The organism is Streptomyces sp. Pv4-95 (assembly GCF_045782725.1).
Lineage (GTDB): Bacteria > Actinomycetota > Actinomycetes > Streptomycetales > Streptomycetaceae > Streptomyces.
The window spans coordinates 4,204,872-4,222,160 of record NZ_CP127172.1; the positions used below are offsets into that span (position 1 = coordinate 4,204,872).

Below are 17,289 nucleotides of genomic sequence, written 5' to 3' on the forward strand. Positions count from 1 at the left end.
CGTCAAGGTAGAACAGGTTGCAGGAATTGGGAATGGCGCCGACGGCGGAATAGGTGAGGGTGGGTGAGGTCGGTTGGGGGACGGAGGGCTGCCCGCCTCGTGTGAGCTCGGGCGGGCGTGTGGGCGGGCGTGTGGGGCGCCGGCGAGGCCGGGGACCGGGGTTTTGGTGTGACCGGGGTGAACGCCGGTCTGCGGGCGAGGACAACCCCGGGTCTTTGAGGACAACCCCGGGTCTTTGTGGAGACGAGCGGCTGTGGACAGGTGCCCGCCTGCGTCCCGCAGCGCCGGGGCGGCCGCCGGATCGCGTCAGAGTCGGCCTGTGACTGTCTGACCGGGCGATGCGGTCAGGGCGCGGATGTGCGCTCCCCCGGGCGACAGTGGGCAGGCCGGGCACGCGACCTCGGTGACGGAGTGGTCGGCGGGCGCCTGGTCAGCGGTCGAAGTCCAGCTCCACCTTTTCGGTTACGGGGTGCGACTGGCAGGCCAGCACGTACCCGGCGTCGACTTCCTCGGCCTCCAGGGCGAAATTTCGGTCCATGCGTATCTCGCCCGACACCAGGAACGCGCGGCAGGTGCCGCATACGCCGCCCTTGCAGGCGTAGGGCGCGTCCGCGCGGTTGCGCAGCACGGTCTCCAGCAGCGATTCGCCGTCCTGCACCGGCCAGTTGCCGGAGCGGCCGTCGAGGGTGGCGGTCACCGAGCTGTGGGCGGGCACGGACGTGGCCGTAGCGCCCGGGGTGGTGGTGCCGTCGGCGACGTGGAAGATCTCCTCGTGGATTCGGCCGCGGGGTACCCCCAGTGTCCGAAGCGCCTGTTCGGTGCCCTGGACGAGGCCGTAGGGCCCGCAGAGGTACCAGCCGTCCACCGACTCGACCGTCAGTAGCGCCGGCAGCAGGGCACGTAGTCGCTCCTCGTCGAGTCGGCCGGACGGCAGGCCGGCCTGCTGCTCCTCACGGGAGAGAGTGGTGACCAGCTGGAATCGTTGGGGGTAGCGGTCCTTGAGGTCGGCCACCTCCTCGAGGAACATCGTGGAGGCCGCCGTGCGGTCGCTGCGGATCAGGCAGAAGCGGGCGTCCGGCTCCCGGGCGAGCAGGGTGGCGGCGATGGACAGCACGGGGGTGATCCCGCTGCCGCCGACGATCCCGACGAAGTGTCCGGGCCGGGGTTCCAGGGTGAACCGGCCGGCCGGGGCCATGACCTCGACGGTGTCGCCCTCCATCAGCTCCTTGAGCGCGTAGGTCGAGAAGGCGCCCTCCTCGACCAGGCGGATCCCCACCCGCAGCACAGGATCATCGGTGGACGGGGTGCAGATGGAGTACGTCCTGCGGATTTCCTGGCCGTCGACCGTCCGGCGCAGCGCGATGTGCTGCCCGGGGGTGTGCCGGAAGGTTTCGCGCAGCTCGGGTGGGACCGCGAAGGTGACGGCCACCGCGTCGTCCGTGAGCCGCTCGATCTCCCGGACCCGGAGCGGGTGGAACATCACAACTCCTTGAAGTGGTCGAAGGGTTCGCGGCAGGACTCGCAGCGACGCAGTGCTTTGCAGGCGGTGGAGGAGAAGCGGCTCAGCAGGGTGGTGTCGGTCGATCCGCAGTGCGGGCAGCGGATGGCGAGATCGACGGCGACCGGTCCGCTTGCCGGGCCCGTGGGCCGGGGCGGTGCGATGCCGAACTCGGCCAGTTTCCTTCGGCCTTCGTCCGTGATCGCGTCGGTGGTCCACGGCGGGCTGAGGACCGTACGGACCTCGACCTCGGGTATGCCGCGGTCGTGGAGTACGCGCTCGATGTCCGCCGACATCGCCTCGATGGCGGGGCAGCCCGTGTAGGTGGGAGTGAGACACACCTCGACGCGGTCCGGTGCCGTCAGCTTCACGTCGCGCACCACGCCGAGCTCGGCGAGGGTGAGCACCGGCAGCTCCGGGTCCGGTACCGAGCCGGCGAGCGCGCGCAGCTCCTCTTCGAGGGCGGTCGTGGTCACCATGCCGCCCCCGGGTGACTGCGGTGGAGGTGCTGCATCTCGGCGAGCATCCGGCCGAACGGCTCGGTGTGCAGTCCCTGGCGTCCCGCGCCCGCCGTCCAGGCGCCCCGCTGCGGCCCCTCAGAGACGGTGAGGGTGGCGCGGTTCAGGATGGCGGTGATGCGGGTCGTCCACTCGTCGTGGAGCGTGGGCAGGGGTACGTCCAGGCCGTCGACCGGCTCGAAGAGCTCCCCCGTGAACTTCCACAAGGCGTCGACCGCGCGCTGCATGCGAGCGTGGCTCTCGTCGGTGCCGTCGCCCAGGCGCAGAGTCCACTGCTGGGCGTGGTCGCGGTGGTAGGCGACCTCCTTGACGGCCTTCGCTGCGAGTGGCGCCAACTCACCAGTGCCCGAGGCGAGATGCTCGAAGAGCAGCTCTTGGTAGGTGGAGAAGTACAGCTGGCGGGCGATGGTGTGCGCGAAGTCGCCGTTGGGCTGTTCCACGAGCTGGAGGTTGCGGAACTGCCGCTCCTCGCGCAGATACGCCAGTTCGTCCTCGTCGCCGGCGAGGGAGAGCAGGATGCGGGCCTGACCGAGCAGGTCCAGCGCGATGTTGGCCAGCGCGACTTCTTCCTCCAGGACCGGCGCGTGGCCGGCCCACTCGCCCAGCCGGTGGGAGAGGATCAGGGCGTCGTCCCCGAGGGCAAGGGCCGGGGTGACCGTGACGTTCATCAAAGGTGCTGCACCCCGTCCGGGATCTCGTAGAAGGTCGGGTGACGGTAGGGCTTGTCACCGGCCGGTTCGAAGAACGTGTCCTTCTCGTCGGGGGACGAAGCCGTGATCTGGGCGGAGGGCACCACCCAGAGGGAGACGCCTTCGGAGCGGCGGGTGTACAGATCCCGGGCGTTACGCAGCGCCATTTCGGCGTCCGGGGCGTGCAGGCTGCCGGCGTGGGTGTGCGCCAGGCCGCGCCGGCTGCGCACGAACACCTCCCACAAGGGCCAGTCGGTGGAAGCCGCGCCGGCCGCGTTGGTTTCCGACGCGGTGGATCGCGTGGTGCCTGGTGTCGTCATCGGGTCGCCTCCCCCTGCTTGGCCGCATGCGCCGCGGCTGCGTCGCGCACCCAGGCGCCGTCCTCATGAGCCTTGCGGCGGCGGTTGATCCGCTCTTCGTTGCAGGGGCCGTTGCCCTTGAGCACCTCGCGGAACTCGTCCCAGTCGATCGGGCCGAAGTCCCAGTGGCCCCGTGCCTCGTTCCATGTCAGGTCCGGGTCGGGGAGCGTGAGCCCGAGGGCTTCGGCCTGGGGGACGCAGATGTCCACGAAGCGCTGGCGCAGCTCGTCATTGGAGTGGCGCTTGATCTTCCAGATCATGGACTGCGCCGAGTGCGCCGACTCGTCGTCCGGCGGGCCGAACATCATCAGGGACGGCCACCACCAGCGGTCCACCGCGTCCTGAGCCATGGCGTGCTGGGCCTCGGTGCCGCGGCTGAGCGCCAGCAGGAGTTCGTAGCCCTGCCGCTGGTGGAAGGACTCCTCCTTGCAGACGCGGACCATGGCGCGGGCGTAGGGACCGTACGAACACCGGCAGAGCGGGACCTGGTTCGTGATCGCCGCGCCGTCCACCAGCCAGCCGATGGCTCCGACGTCGGCCCAGGTCAGGGTCGGGTAGTTGAAGATCGAGGAGTACTTCTGGCGGCCGGAGTGCAGCTTGTCGAGCAGTTCCTCGCGGCTGGTGCCGAGGGTCTCGGCGGCGCTGTAGAGGTACAGGCCGTGGCCCGCTTCGTCCTGCACCTTCGCCATCAGGATCGCCTTGCGGCGCAGCGAGGGGGCCCGGGTGATCCAGTTGGCCTCCGGCTGCATGCCGATGATCTCGGAGTGGGCGTGCTGGGCCATCTGCCGCACCAAGGACGAGCGGTAGGCGTCCGGCATCCAGTCCCGCGGCTCAATGCGCTCGTCCGCGGCCACGGTGGCGTCGAATACCGCCTCGCGAGCCGTGTCTTCCGGCGCGATCGTCGTCATGTGGTGCCCCCTCGCTCCCGACCGACCGATCGTTCGGTTCAATGGTGGGTGGGCGGCCCGCGGGTGTCAAGCCTGTGGATAACTCGGGGAAGGGTGTGCCCGGTGCGGCCGCCTAGGTACGGTTCCGTGGCGGAGTCAGCCGAGTGGATTCTGGGAACGGGGCGGGAATGCAGTCATACGGGGACGAAACGCGGCCATTGGCTGCGCTCTCGCTACCCTCGCGGATCGTCATAGGCACGGCAGGCTGCGCTTTCGCCGTGGTCGTCGCGATACATCTGGCCATGATGTTTTTGCATGTCGCGCCGTCGAACACGCTGAGCAAGCAGCAAGGCACCCTGATCGGCGAATACGTCTATCCCGAGTACGAGCAGAACTGGAAGCTGTTCGCACCCAACCCCCTCCAGCAGAACATCGCCGTCCAGGCCCGGGCGCAGCTGCGCACCGAATCCGGGGAGTCCTGGAGCACCGGCTGGACGGATCTGACGGCGCGTGACGGACGGGCCATCCACCACAACCCGCTCCCCAGCCACACCGAGCAGAACCAGCTGCGCCGGGGCTGGGAGTTCTACCTCAACACGCACAATGCGCAGAACCGGTCCACCGGGCCGCGCGGCGAGCTCTCCGAGCGCTATGTCCGCCGCATCGTGCTGTCCCGGCTCGGCGCCGAATGGGCCGAGGGCGGCAGGGTCGAGCGCATCCAGGTGCGGTCGAGGACGACTCCTGTCAGCCCGCCGTCGTGGAGCACCGAGAAGATCAGCGTAAAGCCCGTGTACCGCGTGCTGCCCTGGTGGCAGGTCACCGCAGACGACCTGCCCGAGGGGGCGACGAACTCGTGACTTCACCGACGCCGCAGCAGCCGCAGGGCACGCACCAGCAGGACACCCGGCAGCCGCACACCCCGGAACCGAGGGACCCCGAGAAGTCACCGGAATCGCGGGATTCGGCACCTCAGGGGGATCCGGCAGCTCAGCAGGAGCAGGAAGCACGGGAGTCCTCGCCCTCGCAGGACGCGCCCGATCCTGCCCCTTACGAGGAGACCCGTATCGAGCGCGCCATAGGCCGCGGCTTCGCGCGGGTCAGCAGCCAGGCGATGGCCCCCTACCAAACCGCCGTCATCCGCATCGGTTTCGCCGCGACCTGGCTGCTGTTCCTGCTCCGGGAATGGCCCAACCGCCGAGACCTCTACGGGCCTGACAACCCCTGGGACCTGGGCATGGCGCGCCGGCTCCTCGACGGCAACCACGCCTTCTCCGTGCTGCCCTGGTCGGACGGCAACGCCTGGTTCGAGTGCGTCTACCTGCTCGCCATCGTGGCCAGTGCCCTGTTGATGCTGGGCTGGCGCACCCGCACCATGTCGGTGCTGTTCATGATCGGTGTGCTCTCACTGCAGAACCGCAGCATCTTCGTCGGTGACGGCGGCGACAACGTCATTCACCTGATGTCGATGTATCTCGTGCTGACCCGGTGCGGGCAGGTGTGGTCGCTGGACGCGCGCCGCGCGAAGCGGGCCGCGGCCGGGAACGCCGAATCCGGCACAGCCGCCGACGCCGCCCCGGGCCCGGACGCCGCCGCACGCCCCGCCCGCGATCTTCCCGGAGTCATCCTGTGGGCCGTACTCGGCCTCGGGCTGGCCGTGGCGCAGCTGCTCGGCAGCTACGGCCTGACCTGGTTCGAGAACGGCCCGTTCCCGCACGTCGGCTGGGGCCTGACGCTGTGGTTCCTGTGGGTGACGCATGGCGTGTGGTGGTGGGTGCAGCGGCACGCCCCCGGGGAGCCGCGCATCGTCCTGGACACCCTCGCAAAGCTCGCGCACAACGCCGCCCTGCTGGTGATCGTGGTCGAGGTCTGTCTGATCTACGCCACGGCCGGCTGGTACAAGATCCAGGGTTCGCGCTGGCAGGACGGCACCGCCGTCTTCTATCCGATGCACCTTGACTACTTCTCGCCATGGCCCGCGCTGTCGGATGCGCTGGGCAGCAACGGGCTGATGGTCATGATCATCACCTACGGCACGGTGATGGTGCAGGTCGCCTTCCCGTTCACGCTCTTCAACCGCCGGCTGAAGAACGTTCTGCTGGTCGCGATGATCTGTGAGCACCTCTCGATCGCGTTCCTTCTCGGGCTGCCCTTCTTCTCGCTCGCGATGATCGCGGCGGATGCGGTCTTCCTGCCGACGAACTTCCTGACCTGGCTCTCCGCACGGATCTCCGAGCTGCGCGACCGGCTGTTCCGCCGCGGTAGAACCCCCACCGCGGCCGAGGGGCCTGCGGGCGGTGAGCCGGAGGCCCGTACACACAGCGGGGACGGTGGCCATACGCTCGTGGGGTGAGCAGCGAGAGAACCGTCCAGGGCGGCGAGCGGACCGACCCCGTGGATCAGCCCACCGCCCCGGGCGGCAACAGCACCCCGGCCGACGGGGCCGGTGCCGCCCTTGCGGTGGCCTCGGCCGCCGAGCCGATCCAGTACGACGAGGGGTACGGCCCCAAGGTCGGCGTCGGCCCGCACCCCGAGCCCTGGCCGCAGGGTGAGCACTACGATCCCGAGCTGCTCGCGCACGGGGACCGGCGCAACGTGGTCGACCAGTACCGCTACTGGACGCGGGAGGCCATCGTCGCGGACCTCGACACCCGCCGCCACGACTTCCATGTGGCCGTCGAGAACTGGGGCCACGACTTCAACATCGGCTCGGTCGTCAGGACCGCGAACGCGTTCCTGGCCAAGGAGATCCATATCGTCGGGCATCGCCGCTGGAACCGGCGCGGCGCGATGGTGACCGACCGCTACCAGCATGTGCGGCATCACCCGGGCACCGAGGACCTCACCGCCTGGGCCTCCGCCGAAGGGTTGCCGATCATCGGGATCGACAACCTCCCCGGGGCGGTGCCGCTGGAGACGACCGTGCTGCCCCGCCGCTGTGTGCTGCTGTTCGGCCAGGAGGGGCCGGGGCTGACCGAAGAGGCGCGCCGTCATGCCTCTGTCGTGTGCTCGATCGCGCAGTTCGGCTCGACCCGCTCGATCAATGCGGGTGCCGCGGCGGCCATCGCCATGCACGCCTGGATCGGCCGCCATGCCCACATCGAGGCGCCGAGCGAGACCGGCATCTGAGTCCACGAGGGGCGTTGGCGTGGCGCGCTCTTGCCGGGCGCCGTGCAGTGCAATGCCGGGCCGCGACCCTACCCGGCAGGCCAGAACCACGCGCAGTGGACGAGCCGTCGGACATGGTGCCGTGGTTGCCTGCCCTTCCCCGGGCCGGGAGCAGCCTCAGGGGCCCCTGAGCCGCCCTGAGACCGCAGGGGTACTTGCCAGCCGCCCAGGTCCGTGACGGCGGGCGCTCGGCAAGCGGCCCGCAGCCTCCCCCGACTCGACTCGACGCGTGAGCCGTACGCCACCACCTGGACACGGAGTACGAGGGCCGGCTGACAAGGGGCGGCGGGCAATGAACGGCGGGCCAAGAACGGCGGGCCGAAGGCCGTGGACGGCAGGCGTCGAACCGCTCACCGTCCACTGCCCGAGGGCCCGGCACCAGATATTCAGGCACTGCCGGGCCCGCCATAGAGGCCCTACGCCGGGCGCCGCACCTCCACCGTCCGGAAGCGGTTCGCCACGAACGCGCTGTCACACAGCGCGGCGTTGGCCGACGGGTTACCGCCCGAGCCGTGGAAGTCGGAGAACGCCGCCGTCTGGTTCACATAGACGCCGCCGGTCAGGTTCAGTGACAGCTGGGCGCACTCCTCCAGGCAGGCATCCTGGATCAGCTGCTCCACCTCCGCGGAGGTGGTGTACGCGCCGACCGTCATGGCGCCCTTCTCACGGACCGTGCGCCGCAGCAGCTCCACCCCGTCGGCCGCGGAATCGACCGCGACGGCGAAGGACACCGGGCCGAAGCACTCCGACAGATAGACCGCTTCGGAGCCCGGCTCGGCGCCGTCCAGCTTGACCATCACCGGCGTACGGACGGTCGCGTCGGGGAACTCGGGGTGGGCCACGGCGCGGGACTCCAGCGCCACCTCACCGAGCCCGGCCGCGCTCTCGATGCGCTCCTTGACCTGCGGATTGACGATCGCGCCCAGCAGGGCGTTGGCCCGTGCGTCGTCGCCGAGCAGGCCGCTCACCGCGCCCGCGAGGTCGCTGACGACCTCGTCGTACGACTTCGGGCCGGCGTCCGTGGTGATGCCGGCGCGGGGGATCAGCAGATTCTGCGGGGTGGTGCACATCTGGCCGCTGTACAGCGACAGCGAGAAGGCCAGGTTGCTGAGCATGCCCTTGTAGTTGTCGGTGGAGTCGATGACGACGGTGTTGACGCCGGCCTTCTCGGTGAAGACCTGCGCCTGATGGGCATTCGTCTCCAGCCAGTCGCCGAATTCGGTCGAGCCGGTGTAGTCGATGATGCGGACCTCGGGGCGGACGGCCAGCGTCTTGGCGAGGCCCTCACCCGGCCTGTCCACCGCAAGGCAGACCAGGTCGGCGGGGAAGCCGGCGTCGGCGAGCACCTCACGCGCCACCTTGACCGTCAGCGCCAGCGGCAGCACGGCGCGCGGATGCGGCTTGACCAGCACCGGGTTGCCGGTGGCCAGCGAGGCGAAGAGGCCGGGGTAGCCGTTCCACGTCGGGAAGGTGTTGCAGCCGATCATCAGCGCCACACCGCGCGGCACGGCGGTGAAGGTCTTCGACAGCTCCAGCGGATCCCGCTTGCCCTGCGGCTTGGACCACGCCGCCTGCTCCGGGGTGCGGGTCTGCTCGGCGTAGGCGTACGCCACCGCCTCCAGGCCGCGGTCCTGCGCATGCGGGCCGCCCGCCTGGAACGCCATCATGAACGCCTGCCCGCTGGTGTGCATGACGGCCTGCGCGAACTCATGGGTGCGTGCGCTGATCCGCGCGAGGATCTCCAGGCACACCGCGGCCCGCGCCTCGGGCCCCGCAGCTCGCCAGGCGGGCATCGCGGCCCGCATGCTCGGCAGCAGGACGTCCACATCCGGATGCGGATAGCTGATGCCCAACTCCGGTCCGTACGGCGAGACTTCCTCGCCCACCCAGTCGTCCGTCCCGGGCTGGTCGAGGTCGAACGGCTTGCCGCGGAGCGCCTCGAAGGCGGCCAGACCCGCAGGCGCGGCGTCCTCGCCGTACGCCTTGGGGTTCTCGGGGTGGGGGGACCAGTACGCGCGGCTGTTGATCGCCTCCAGCGTCTGGTCGAGAGTCGGGCGGTGCTTCGCGATCAACTGCGCTGCGGTCATTTCGGCGGCCATCGATGACCAACTCCTCGTCGAGCCGGGCGGAGAGCGGATGGGGGCGGAAAGCAGAGGTGCGGAATGGGAAGTGCGGACTGCGGAGGTGCGGATTGCGGGAACAGCTATGGGGCGAAGGTGCGGGCAAGGGCTGAGGGATGAAAGTGAGAGAGGTGCGGTGCGGCCGCGCGGTGGCCGGCCGGAGTGGACGATGCGGACAGCGGTCGTGGATCTGGGAGCGGACAACCCGACGGAGTTAGAGTAACCGAACGATCGGTCGGGGCAAGAGGGCCCGGCAAACCTGTGGACAATTCGGTCGGGGAGGATCTGTCGGCATGACGGCAATAGAGACCAGCAGCACCGTGGCAGTGGTCGGTACCGGCACCATGGGGCAGGGAATCGCGCAGGTGGCGCTGGTCGCCGGCCACCGCGTACGCCTCTATGACGCGGCGCCGGGGCGCGCCGGTGAGGCCGCCGAGGCCCTCGTGCGGCGGCTGGATCGGCTCGCCGAAAAAGGCCGGATCACGGCGCAGGAGCGGGACGCGGCGCGCGACCGGCTGGCCCCCGCCGCCGAACTCGCCGACCTGGCCGACGCCGCGCTGGTCGTCGAGGCGATTCTGGAGGAACTGCCCGCCAAGCAGCAGCTGTTCACCGCCCTGGAGGAGATCGTTCCGGCGGACTGTCTGCTGGCCACCAACACCTCCTCGCTGTCCGTGACCGCCGTCGCCGGCCCGCTGCGGCACCCCGGGCGATTCGTGGGCCTGCACTTCTTCAACCCCGCCCCGCTGCTCCCGCTCGTGGAGGTCATCACTGGATTCGCCACCGACGAGGCCGCCGCGGCCACCGCGTACGACACCGCCGCGGCCTGGGGAAAGACGCCGGTGCGCTGCGCGGACACCCCCGGGTTCATCGTCAACCGCATCGCCCGCCCCTTCTACGCCGAGGCGCTGCGCGCCTACGAGGAGCGGGCCGCCGACCCGGCGACGATCGACGCCGTGCTGCGAGAGGGCGCCGGATTCAAGATGGGCCCGTTCGAGTTGACCGACCTGATCGGGCAGGACGTGAACGAGGCGGTCACGCACTCCGTGTGGACGTCCTTCTTCCAGGACCCGAAATTCACGCCGTCCCTGGCGCAGCGGCGGCTGGTGGAATCCGGGCTGCACGGCCGTAAGGCCGGGCGCGGCTGGTTCGACTACGCCGAGGGTGCCGAGCGGCCCGCGCCGCGCACCGCTGCCGCGTGCCCCGCCCCGGAGAGCGTCGGTCTGGACGGCGAGCTGCCCGGCCCCGCCGCGGGACTGCGCGAGCTGATCGAGGAAGCCGGCATCAAGATCACCGGCGAGCGTGCGGACGGGGGCGCAGGCGTCATCCGGCTGCCGGGCGGCGCTGCTCTGGGCCTCACCAGCGGGGCCCCGGCGACGAGCGGTGCCCAGGGGCGGTGCGTACGCTTCGACCTCTCGCTCGACTACCGTGCCGCGACCCGGATCGCGCTCGCCCCGTCGGAGACCGCCTCCGAAGCGGACCTCGCCGAGGCGGTCGGGCTGTTCCAGGCGCTCGGCAAGCAGGTCAGCGTGGTCCGGGACGTACCCGGCATGATCGTCGCCCGGACGGTCGCCATGATCGTCGACTTCGCCGTGGACGCCGTGGCCCGGGAGGTCGCGAGCCCCGAGGACATCGACACCGCGATGCGGCTGGGCGTGAACTACCCCGGTGGCCCCCTGGAGTGGGCGGAGCGCCTCGGCGCCCGGTGGGTGCGGGATCTGCTGGACTCCCTGGACCACCAGAGCGCCGGCGGCCGCTACGCCCCCTCCTGGGCACTGCGGCGCCGTGCGGAAGTGCAGGGACAGGTGCTCTAATCATGACCATGGCCAAGCGCGACACCTACACGCCCGATTCGCTGCTCGCGGTCGCCGTGGAGGTGTTCAACGAGCGCGGTTACGACGGCACCTCCATGGAGCACCTCTCCAAGGCGGCGGGCATCTCCAAGTCCTCGATCTACCACCACGTGCGCAGCAAGGAAGAGCTGCTGCACCGGGCGATAAGCCGGGCCCTGGACGGGCTGTTCGGTGTGCTGGAGGAGCCCGGCGCCGTCGAGGGGCGGGCGATCGAGCGGCTGGAGTACGTCACCCGGCGCGAGGCCGAGGTGCTGATGGACGAACTGCCCTATGTGACGCTGCTGTTGCGGGTGCGCGGAAACACCGACAGCGAGCGGTGGGCCATGGAGCGCCGCCGCGATTTCGACCACCAGGTCGCCGACCTGCTCAAGCGGGCGGCCGACGAGGGGGATCTCCGGGCGGATGTCGACATCCGGCTGGCCACCCGGCTGCTCTTCGGAATGATCAATTCGATCGTGGAGTGGTACCGGCCCGGGCGCGGCGGCGCGGCCAGCCGGGACGAGGTCGCCGACGCCGTGGTGCGGACGGCGTTCGCGGGCCTGCGCAGGTCCTGAGGGGCGGGCCGCCTGTGGGCGGTGGCCGTGGGCTGTCCGGGGCCGTGGGCCGTGTGGGTCAGGGGAGGCCGGCTGTCAGCCATGAGTTGCGTGGGTCAGGGGGCGCCGGCTGCCGGCCGTGGGTAAAGCCTCACCCCGTCGTACGGCCGTAGGGGCGCGTGCGGCTCGCAGGAGGGCCCACGCCGCGAGGGCACCGGAGGCTCTCGGTCACTGCTGGTCGGGCCCGTGTTCCGTACCGAGGTCGGTTTCCTCGAAGACCAGCAGGGTGCGGGTGCTGAGCACTTCCGGGATCGACTGGATCCGGGTGAGGACCAGCTCCCGCAGCTCGCGGTTGTCCTTGGTGTGCACCAGGAGCAGGACATCGAAATCGCCGCTGACCAGCGCGATGTGGGTGGCCCCGGGCAGCGCTGTGAGCTGGGCCCGTACGGTCCGCCAGGAGTTCTGAACGATCTTCAGCGTGATGTATGCGGAGGCGCCCTGACCTGCGCGTTCCTGGTCGACGCGGGCGCTGAAGCCGCGTATCACGCCGTCCTCGATCAGCCGGTTGATCCGGGCGTAGGCATTGGCGCGCGAGACATGCACGCGCTCGGCGACGGAGCGTATCGAGGCCCTTCCGTCGGTCTGCAGCATGCGCAGGATCGAGCGGTCGATGGTGTCCAGGGGACGCGCGGCCGGAGGGGGCGGCGCGGGCGCCGGTGCTGCCGGCGGCCGGCCGCCGGGATTGGCCATCTGTTCGTCCGGCATATGGTCCCGCCTCCCCTTTGTGGACACCCTGACTTCATCACAAGCTGTGGAGAACCGTTTGTCCACAGGCCGACCCCGCCTGTAGCCAAATTGCATCAGCGACCGAACAATCGGTAGGGAAGGGCTACCCGCCCCGACCGTATGCATCCTGCCCACCCGTCGCCCGCCCCCCACCCCTATGAGGCGCTCCGCGCCACCCCTTCGATTCGAGGAGGTGCTCGTCATGACGGTCCTTGAGCAGCCCGGCAGCAGCAGGAACAAGAGCGGCCTGTCCGGCCCGCCGCCCGCCTGGCGGCCGCGCGTCGACCCGGCGCCCCTCCTGCCCGACGCCGAGCCGTACCGCCTGCTGGGGACGGAGGCCGCGCGGCGGCTCGACCCCGGACTGCTGACGCGGCTGTACGCCCAGCTGGTGCGCGGCCGCAGGTTCAACGCGCAGGCCACCGCGCTGACCCGGCAGGGGCGGCTGGCGGTCTACCCGTCCTCCACGGGGCAGGAGGCCTGCGAGGTCGCCGCCGCGCTGGCGCTCGAGGACCGGGACTGGCTCTTCCCCAGCTACCGCGACACCCTCGCCGCCGTTGCCCGCGGCCTCGATCCCGTGCAGGCGCTGACCTTGCTGCGCGGCGACTGGCACACCGGATACGACCCGCGCGAGCACCGCATCGCCCCGTTGTGCACTCCCCTGGCCACCCAGCTTCCGCATGCGGTCGGCCTGGCGCACGCCGCTCGTCTCAAGGGTGACGATGTCGTCGCCCTGGCGATGGTCGGCGACGGCGGCACGAGTGAGGGCGATTTCCATGAGGCGCTGAATTTCGCGGCGGTCTGGCAGGCCCCGGTCGTCTTCCTCGTCCAGAACAACGGCTTCGCGATTTCCGTACCGCTCGCCAAGCAGTCGGCCGCGCCGTCCCTGGCCCACAAGGCGGTCGGCTACGGCATGCCGGGCCGCCTCGTCGACGGCAATGACGCGCCCGCGATGCACGAGGTCCTCAGCGAAGCGGTGCAGCGTGCCCGCAGCGGCGGCGGCCCGACGCTGGTGGAGGCCGTCACCTACCGCATCGAGGCCCACACCAACGCCGATGACGCCACCCGCTACCGCACCGACTCCGAGGTCGAGACCTGGCGGGCGCATGACCCGATAGCCCTTCTGGAGAGCGAGTTGGAAGCGCGTGACCTGCTGACGGAGAAATTTCTCAAGGACACGCGGGACGGCGCGGAGCAGCTGGCAGCCGGCCTGCGGGACCGGATGAACCAGGACCCCGAGCTCGACCCCATGGACCTGTTCACCCACGTGTACGCCGAGCAGACCGGGCAACTCCGGGAGCAGGCGGCCCAGTTGAGGGCCGAGCTGGACGCGGAGGCCGCCGGCCACACCGAGGAGCCGGCCACCGCCACCGAGTCCGCCGAGGGGGACCGACCATGACGACCATCGCTCCGGCCACCGCGCGCAAGCCCGCCACCATGGCGCAGGCGCTCACCCGCGCGATGCGCGATGCCATGGCCGAGGACCCGACGGTCCACGTCATGGGGGAGGATGTCGGCGCTCTGGGCGGCGTCTTCCGGGTCACCGACGGCCTGGCCAAGGAGTTCGGCGAGGACCGCTGCAGCGACACCCCGCTCGCCGAGGCCGGCATCCTGGGCACCGCCGTCGGCATGGCCATGTACGGGCTGCGGCCGGTCGTGGAGATGCAGTTCGACGCGTTCGCCTATCCGGCGTTCGAGCAGCTGATCAGCCATGTCGCGCGGATGCGCAACCGCACCCGCGGCGCCATGCCGATGCCCCTGACCATCCGCATTCCCTACGGCGGCGGGATCGGCGGGGTCGAGCACCACAGTGACTCCTCCGAGGCGTACTACCTCGCCACCCCCGGCCTCCATGTCGTCACCCCGGCAACGGTCGCCGACGCCTACGGGCTGCTGCGCGCCTCCATCGCCTCCGACGACCCGGTCATCTTCCTCGAACCCAAGCGGCTGTACTGGTCCAAGGCCGACTGGTCGCCCGACGCCCCCACGGCCGTCGCCCCCATAGGCCGCGCCGAGGTCCGCCGCCGCGGCGACAGCGCCACACTCATCACCTACGGCCCGTCGCTGCCGGTCTGCCTGGAGGCGGCCGAGGCCGCCCGGGCGGAGGGCTGGGATCTGGAAGTCCTCGATCTGCGTTCGCTGATGCCGTTCGATGACGAGACGGTCTGTGCGTCGGTGCGGCGCACCGGACGAGCGGTGGTCGTCCACGAGTCGACCGGCTTCGGTGGCCCGGGGGGCGAGATCGCGGCGCGGATCACGGAGCGCTGCTTCCACCACCTGGAGGCGCCGGTTCTGCGCGTCGCCGGATTCGACATCCCGTATCCGCCGCCGATGCTGGAGCGGCACCACCTGCCGGGCGTGGACCGGATTCTGGACACCGTCGCCCGCCTCCAGTGGGAGTCGGACTGGACCGAGGGACGTGGTGAGTGATGGCCGTGGTCCGTGAATTCACCCTTCCCGACTTGGGGGAGGGCCTCACCGAGGCGACGATCGTGCACTGGATGGTCGAGGTCGGCGAGGTCGTGGCCATCGACCAGCCGGTGGTGGAGGTCGAGACCGCCAAAGCGCTGGTGGAGGTGCCGTGCCCCTATGGGGGCGTGGTGACCGCCCGTTTCGGTGAGGAGGGGGCGGAGGTTCCGGTCGGAGCTCCGCTGGTCATGGTTGCCGTTGGGGCGGTGCCGGACGACCTTGAGACGGGTGGGCCGGCCGCGGACTCGGGCGAGGCGGGGGCGACGGAGTCCGGGTCGGCGACGGCTTCCGGTCGGACGGGCGCGTCGGACCAGAGCGCGGACGCGGGCGCGGCACGGGCCGGATCGGCGGACTCCGGATCGGCGGACTCGGGGTCGGCGGACTCAGGATCGGGCAATGTGCTCGTCGGATACGGCACGAGTGCCTCCGCGGCGCGGCGGCGGCGCATCCGGCCGGGGGCAGGCGGCGGCCCTGCGTCGGGGACAGCCGCCGGAATCGCAGATTCCGCTGCCGCTGTGCCTGAAGGATCGTCGGCGGTTGCCGAGGCGACCGGTACCGCAGCGAGAGCAGGAACTGCTGGATCTGCCGGGGCGGATGGGGCAGCGGAGTCGGTGAGTCCGGAGGCGGAGCTTTCCGGGAGCCGTGCCGTGGCCGTCATCTCGCCTCTGGTGCGGCGGATGGCGCGGGAGCACGGTCTGGATCTGCGAGAGGTGACGGGAACCGGGCGGGAGGGCCTGATTCTCCGTACGGATGTCGAGCGTGCGATTCGTGGCCAGGAGCACGCGGCCGGTGCCGCCGCAACGGGTGCCACGACCGCTGTGGGTATGGGCGCCGCGGACGCCGTCGGTGCAGGCGCGATCGGTACGGGCGCCATCGTTACGGACGCGGTCGGTACGGGCTCGGGCGTGACGGGCACGGTTGGGGCCGGGGCCCGTCTGGGAGCGAGGGGTGCCACCGTCTCAGGCGTCGGGGGCGGCTTCGGGGCAGCGTCCGAGAGTCGGGTCGGGACCGCGCCGGGTGCGGAACGGGTTCCGCTGCGTGGGATGCGCGGGGCCGCCGCCGAGAAGTTCAGCCGCAGCCGACGGGAGATCCCGGACGCGACCTGCTGGGTGGACGCGGACGCCACCGAACTCCTCGCCGCCCGCAAGGCGATGAACGTGCCGGGCGCCGCCAAGGTGTCTCTCCTCGCTCTCCTGGCCAGGGTCTGCACGGCCGCGCTGGCGCGGTTCCCCGAGCTGAATGCGACCGTCGACACGGAATCCCAGGAGATCGTCCGGCTGCCCGCCGTCCACCTGGGCTTCGCGGCCCAGACCGAGCGCGGATTGGTGGTTCCGGTGATCCGGGACGCCCATGCCCGTACGGCGGAGCAACTGTCCGACGAGATCGCCCGGCTCACCGACACCGCGCGCAGTGGGGGCCTGTCCCTCGCCGAGATGACGCACGGCACCTTCACCCTGAACAACTACGGCGTCTTCGGGGTCGACGGCTCCACACCGATCATCAACCACCCCGAGGCCGCGATGCTGGGTGTCGGCCGGATAGCCGCCAAACCCTGGGTGCACAACGGTGAGTTGGCGGTCCGGCAGGTGGTCCAGCTCTCCTTCACCTTCGATCACCGGGTATGCGACGGCGCCACGGCGGGCGGCTTCCTACGGTTCGTCGCCGACTGCGTGGAACAGCCGGCACTGCTGTTGCGGGCGCTGTAACTGGGCGGAGACTGCCGTGCGCGTTGGCTGAGGGGCGCGTTCGGCTGAGGGGCGGGTTGGCTGAGGGCGGTTGCGACCGTTGATTGAGGCGAGGCGAGGCGAGAGCTGGCGCTGTGGAGTTGGCCGGCGAGAAGTGGGGCTGGGCGGTCGGGGCGTGCACCCATGGGGAGACGTCCAGGTGCGTGGTCGGCCGGTGAGCGTGGGGCTCAACGATCTCGCGCCGCACGGCATCGCGGTCGCGTCGGCGGCCCCGGCCCCGGGCTCGTCGCCACGTTCCGGTCTGTGGCGTCGTTGCGGGGTCGGGGAGTCGGGGAGTCGGGGAGTCGGTGGGGCGGCGGGGCGACGGGTTGGTGAGTCGGCAGGTCGGTGATCGGCGGTCGGCGGGTTGGCCGGGGAGCTGGGGCGGGGGCGGGGGATGTGGCCTGCGGCTCGTCCCTCTTCGGCTCGTCCCCTGTGTGTTTGTGGTTCTGGCAGCTGGGGCGTTGCGGGCTGCAGGGCTTGCGGTCCTTGTACTCCCGCCCCGTCGCCCCGTCGCCCCGTCGCCCCGTCGCCCCGTTGCCCCGTTGCCCCGTCGCCCTTCCGCCTTGCGGCCCCGCCGCCCTGCGCGGTGTAGGTCTTGGGCCGTACGGGGCGCAGCTTTCGAGGCCCGGCCCTACGAGACCAGCAGTCCGGACGGGACTGAGTCCCCACGGGGCTAAGTCCGGACGGGCTC

At 70.8% G+C, this 17,289-nt stretch carries 15 protein-coding genes; 8 read left to right on the plus strand and 7 right to left on the minus strand.

Annotated features, from left to right (window positions below; all coding sequences use genetic code 11):
- Positions 1-430: 430 nt before the first annotated feature.
- Genes paaE through paaA form a run of 5 tightly spaced genes read right to left on the minus strand, consistent with a single transcriptional unit; the run spans position 431 to position 3,972 of the window.
- Positions 431-1,480, minus strand: a complete 1,050-nt coding sequence (gene paaE / locus QOM21_RS18445; protein ID WP_407551471.1) for a 1,2-phenylacetyl-CoA epoxidase subunit PaaE — start codon at positions 1,478-1,480, stop codon at positions 431-433.
- A complete protein-coding gene (gene paaD / locus QOM21_RS18450) occupies positions 1,480-1,977 on the minus strand; it encodes a 1,2-phenylacetyl-CoA epoxidase subunit PaaD (RefSeq protein ID WP_407551473.1) in 498 nt (165 codons plus the stop codon). The genes paaE and paaD overlap by 1 nt, the downstream gene beginning before the upstream one ends.
- Complete coding sequence (gene paaC, locus QOM21_RS18455) at positions 1,971-2,684, minus strand: 1,2-phenylacetyl-CoA epoxidase subunit PaaC (protein WP_407551475.1); 714 nt, start codon at positions 2,682-2,684, stop codon at positions 1,971-1,973. Before paaC ends, paaD begins: the two co-directional genes overlap by 7 nt.
- On the minus strand, positions 2,684-3,025 hold the full coding sequence (gene paaB / locus QOM21_RS18460; protein ID WP_407551477.1) for a 1,2-phenylacetyl-CoA epoxidase subunit PaaB: 342 nt from the start codon (positions 3,023-3,025) through the stop codon (positions 2,684-2,686). The genes paaC and paaB overlap by 1 nt, the downstream gene beginning before the upstream one ends.
- Positions 3,022-3,972, minus strand: coding sequence for a 1,2-phenylacetyl-CoA epoxidase subunit PaaA (gene paaA, locus QOM21_RS18465; RefSeq protein WP_407551479.1), 951 nt, complete (start codon positions 3,970-3,972; stop codon positions 3,022-3,024). Before paaA ends, paaB begins: the two co-directional genes overlap by 4 nt.
- A 281-nt stretch (positions 3,973-4,253) precedes the next feature.
- Here paaA and QOM21_RS18470 point away from each other — a divergent pair, with 281 nt between their 5' ends.
- From QOM21_RS18470 to QOM21_RS18480, 3 genes are all read left to right on the plus strand, one after another.
- Entirely contained in the window at positions 4,254-4,808 is a 555-nt protein-coding gene (locus QOM21_RS18470) for a DUF5819 family protein (RefSeq protein ID WP_407551481.1), read from the plus strand.
- On the plus strand, positions 4,805-6,301 hold the full coding sequence (locus QOM21_RS18475) for an HTTM domain-containing protein (protein WP_407551483.1): 1,497 nt from the start codon (positions 4,805-4,807) through the stop codon (positions 6,299-6,301). The genes QOM21_RS18470 and QOM21_RS18475 overlap by 4 nt, the downstream gene beginning before the upstream one ends.
- 107 nt (positions 6,302-6,408) lie before the next feature.
- Positions 6,409-7,077: a TrmH family RNA methyltransferase gene (locus tag QOM21_RS18480; protein ID WP_407555717.1), complete on the plus strand. Its 669-nt coding sequence runs from the start codon at positions 6,409-6,411 to the stop codon at positions 7,075-7,077.
- A 455-nt stretch (positions 7,078-7,532) separates the two neighbouring features.
- Here QOM21_RS18480 and paaN read toward each other — a convergent pair whose 3' ends face one another.
- A complete protein-coding gene (gene paaN / locus QOM21_RS18485) occupies positions 7,533-9,215 on the minus strand; it encodes a phenylacetic acid degradation protein PaaN (RefSeq protein ID WP_407551485.1) in 1,683 nt (560 codons plus the stop codon).
- A 314-nt stretch (positions 9,216-9,529) separates the two neighbouring features.
- On the opposite strand from paaN, the gene QOM21_RS18490 reads away from it, so the two are divergent.
- Entirely contained in the window at positions 9,530-11,047 is a 1,518-nt protein-coding gene (locus tag QOM21_RS18490; RefSeq protein ID WP_407551487.1) for a 3-hydroxyacyl-CoA dehydrogenase, read from the plus strand.
- A gap of 2 nt (positions 11,048-11,049) precedes the next feature.
- Entirely contained in the window at positions 11,050-11,640 is a 591-nt protein-coding gene (locus QOM21_RS18495; protein WP_407551489.1) for a TetR/AcrR family transcriptional regulator, read from the plus strand.
- A 207-nt stretch (positions 11,641-11,847) separates the two neighbouring features.
- Here QOM21_RS18495 and QOM21_RS18500 read toward each other — a convergent pair whose 3' ends face one another.
- Complete coding sequence (locus QOM21_RS18500; protein WP_407551491.1) at positions 11,848-12,384, minus strand: Lrp/AsnC family transcriptional regulator; 537 nt, start codon at positions 12,382-12,384, stop codon at positions 11,848-11,850.
- 223 nt (positions 12,385-12,607) lie between these two features.
- Here QOM21_RS18500 and pdhA point away from each other — a divergent pair, with 223 nt between their 5' ends.
- Genes pdhA through QOM21_RS18515 form a run of 3 tightly spaced genes read left to right on the plus strand, consistent with a single transcriptional unit; the run spans position 12,608 to position 16,577 of the window.
- Positions 12,608-13,801, plus strand: coding sequence for a pyruvate dehydrogenase (acetyl-transferring) E1 component subunit alpha (gene pdhA, locus QOM21_RS18505; protein WP_407551492.1), 1,194 nt, complete (start codon positions 12,608-12,610; stop codon positions 13,799-13,801).
- Entirely contained in the window at positions 13,798-14,832 is a 1,035-nt protein-coding gene (locus QOM21_RS18510) for an alpha-ketoacid dehydrogenase subunit beta (protein ID WP_398554226.1), read from the plus strand. Before pdhA ends, QOM21_RS18510 begins: the two co-directional genes overlap by 4 nt.
- On the plus strand, positions 14,832-16,577 hold the full coding sequence (locus tag QOM21_RS18515) for a dihydrolipoamide acetyltransferase family protein (RefSeq protein WP_407551495.1): 1,746 nt from the start codon (positions 14,832-14,834) through the stop codon (positions 16,575-16,577). Before QOM21_RS18510 ends, QOM21_RS18515 begins: the two co-directional genes overlap by 1 nt.
- The last annotated feature ends 712 nt before the right edge of the window (positions 16,578-17,289 follow it).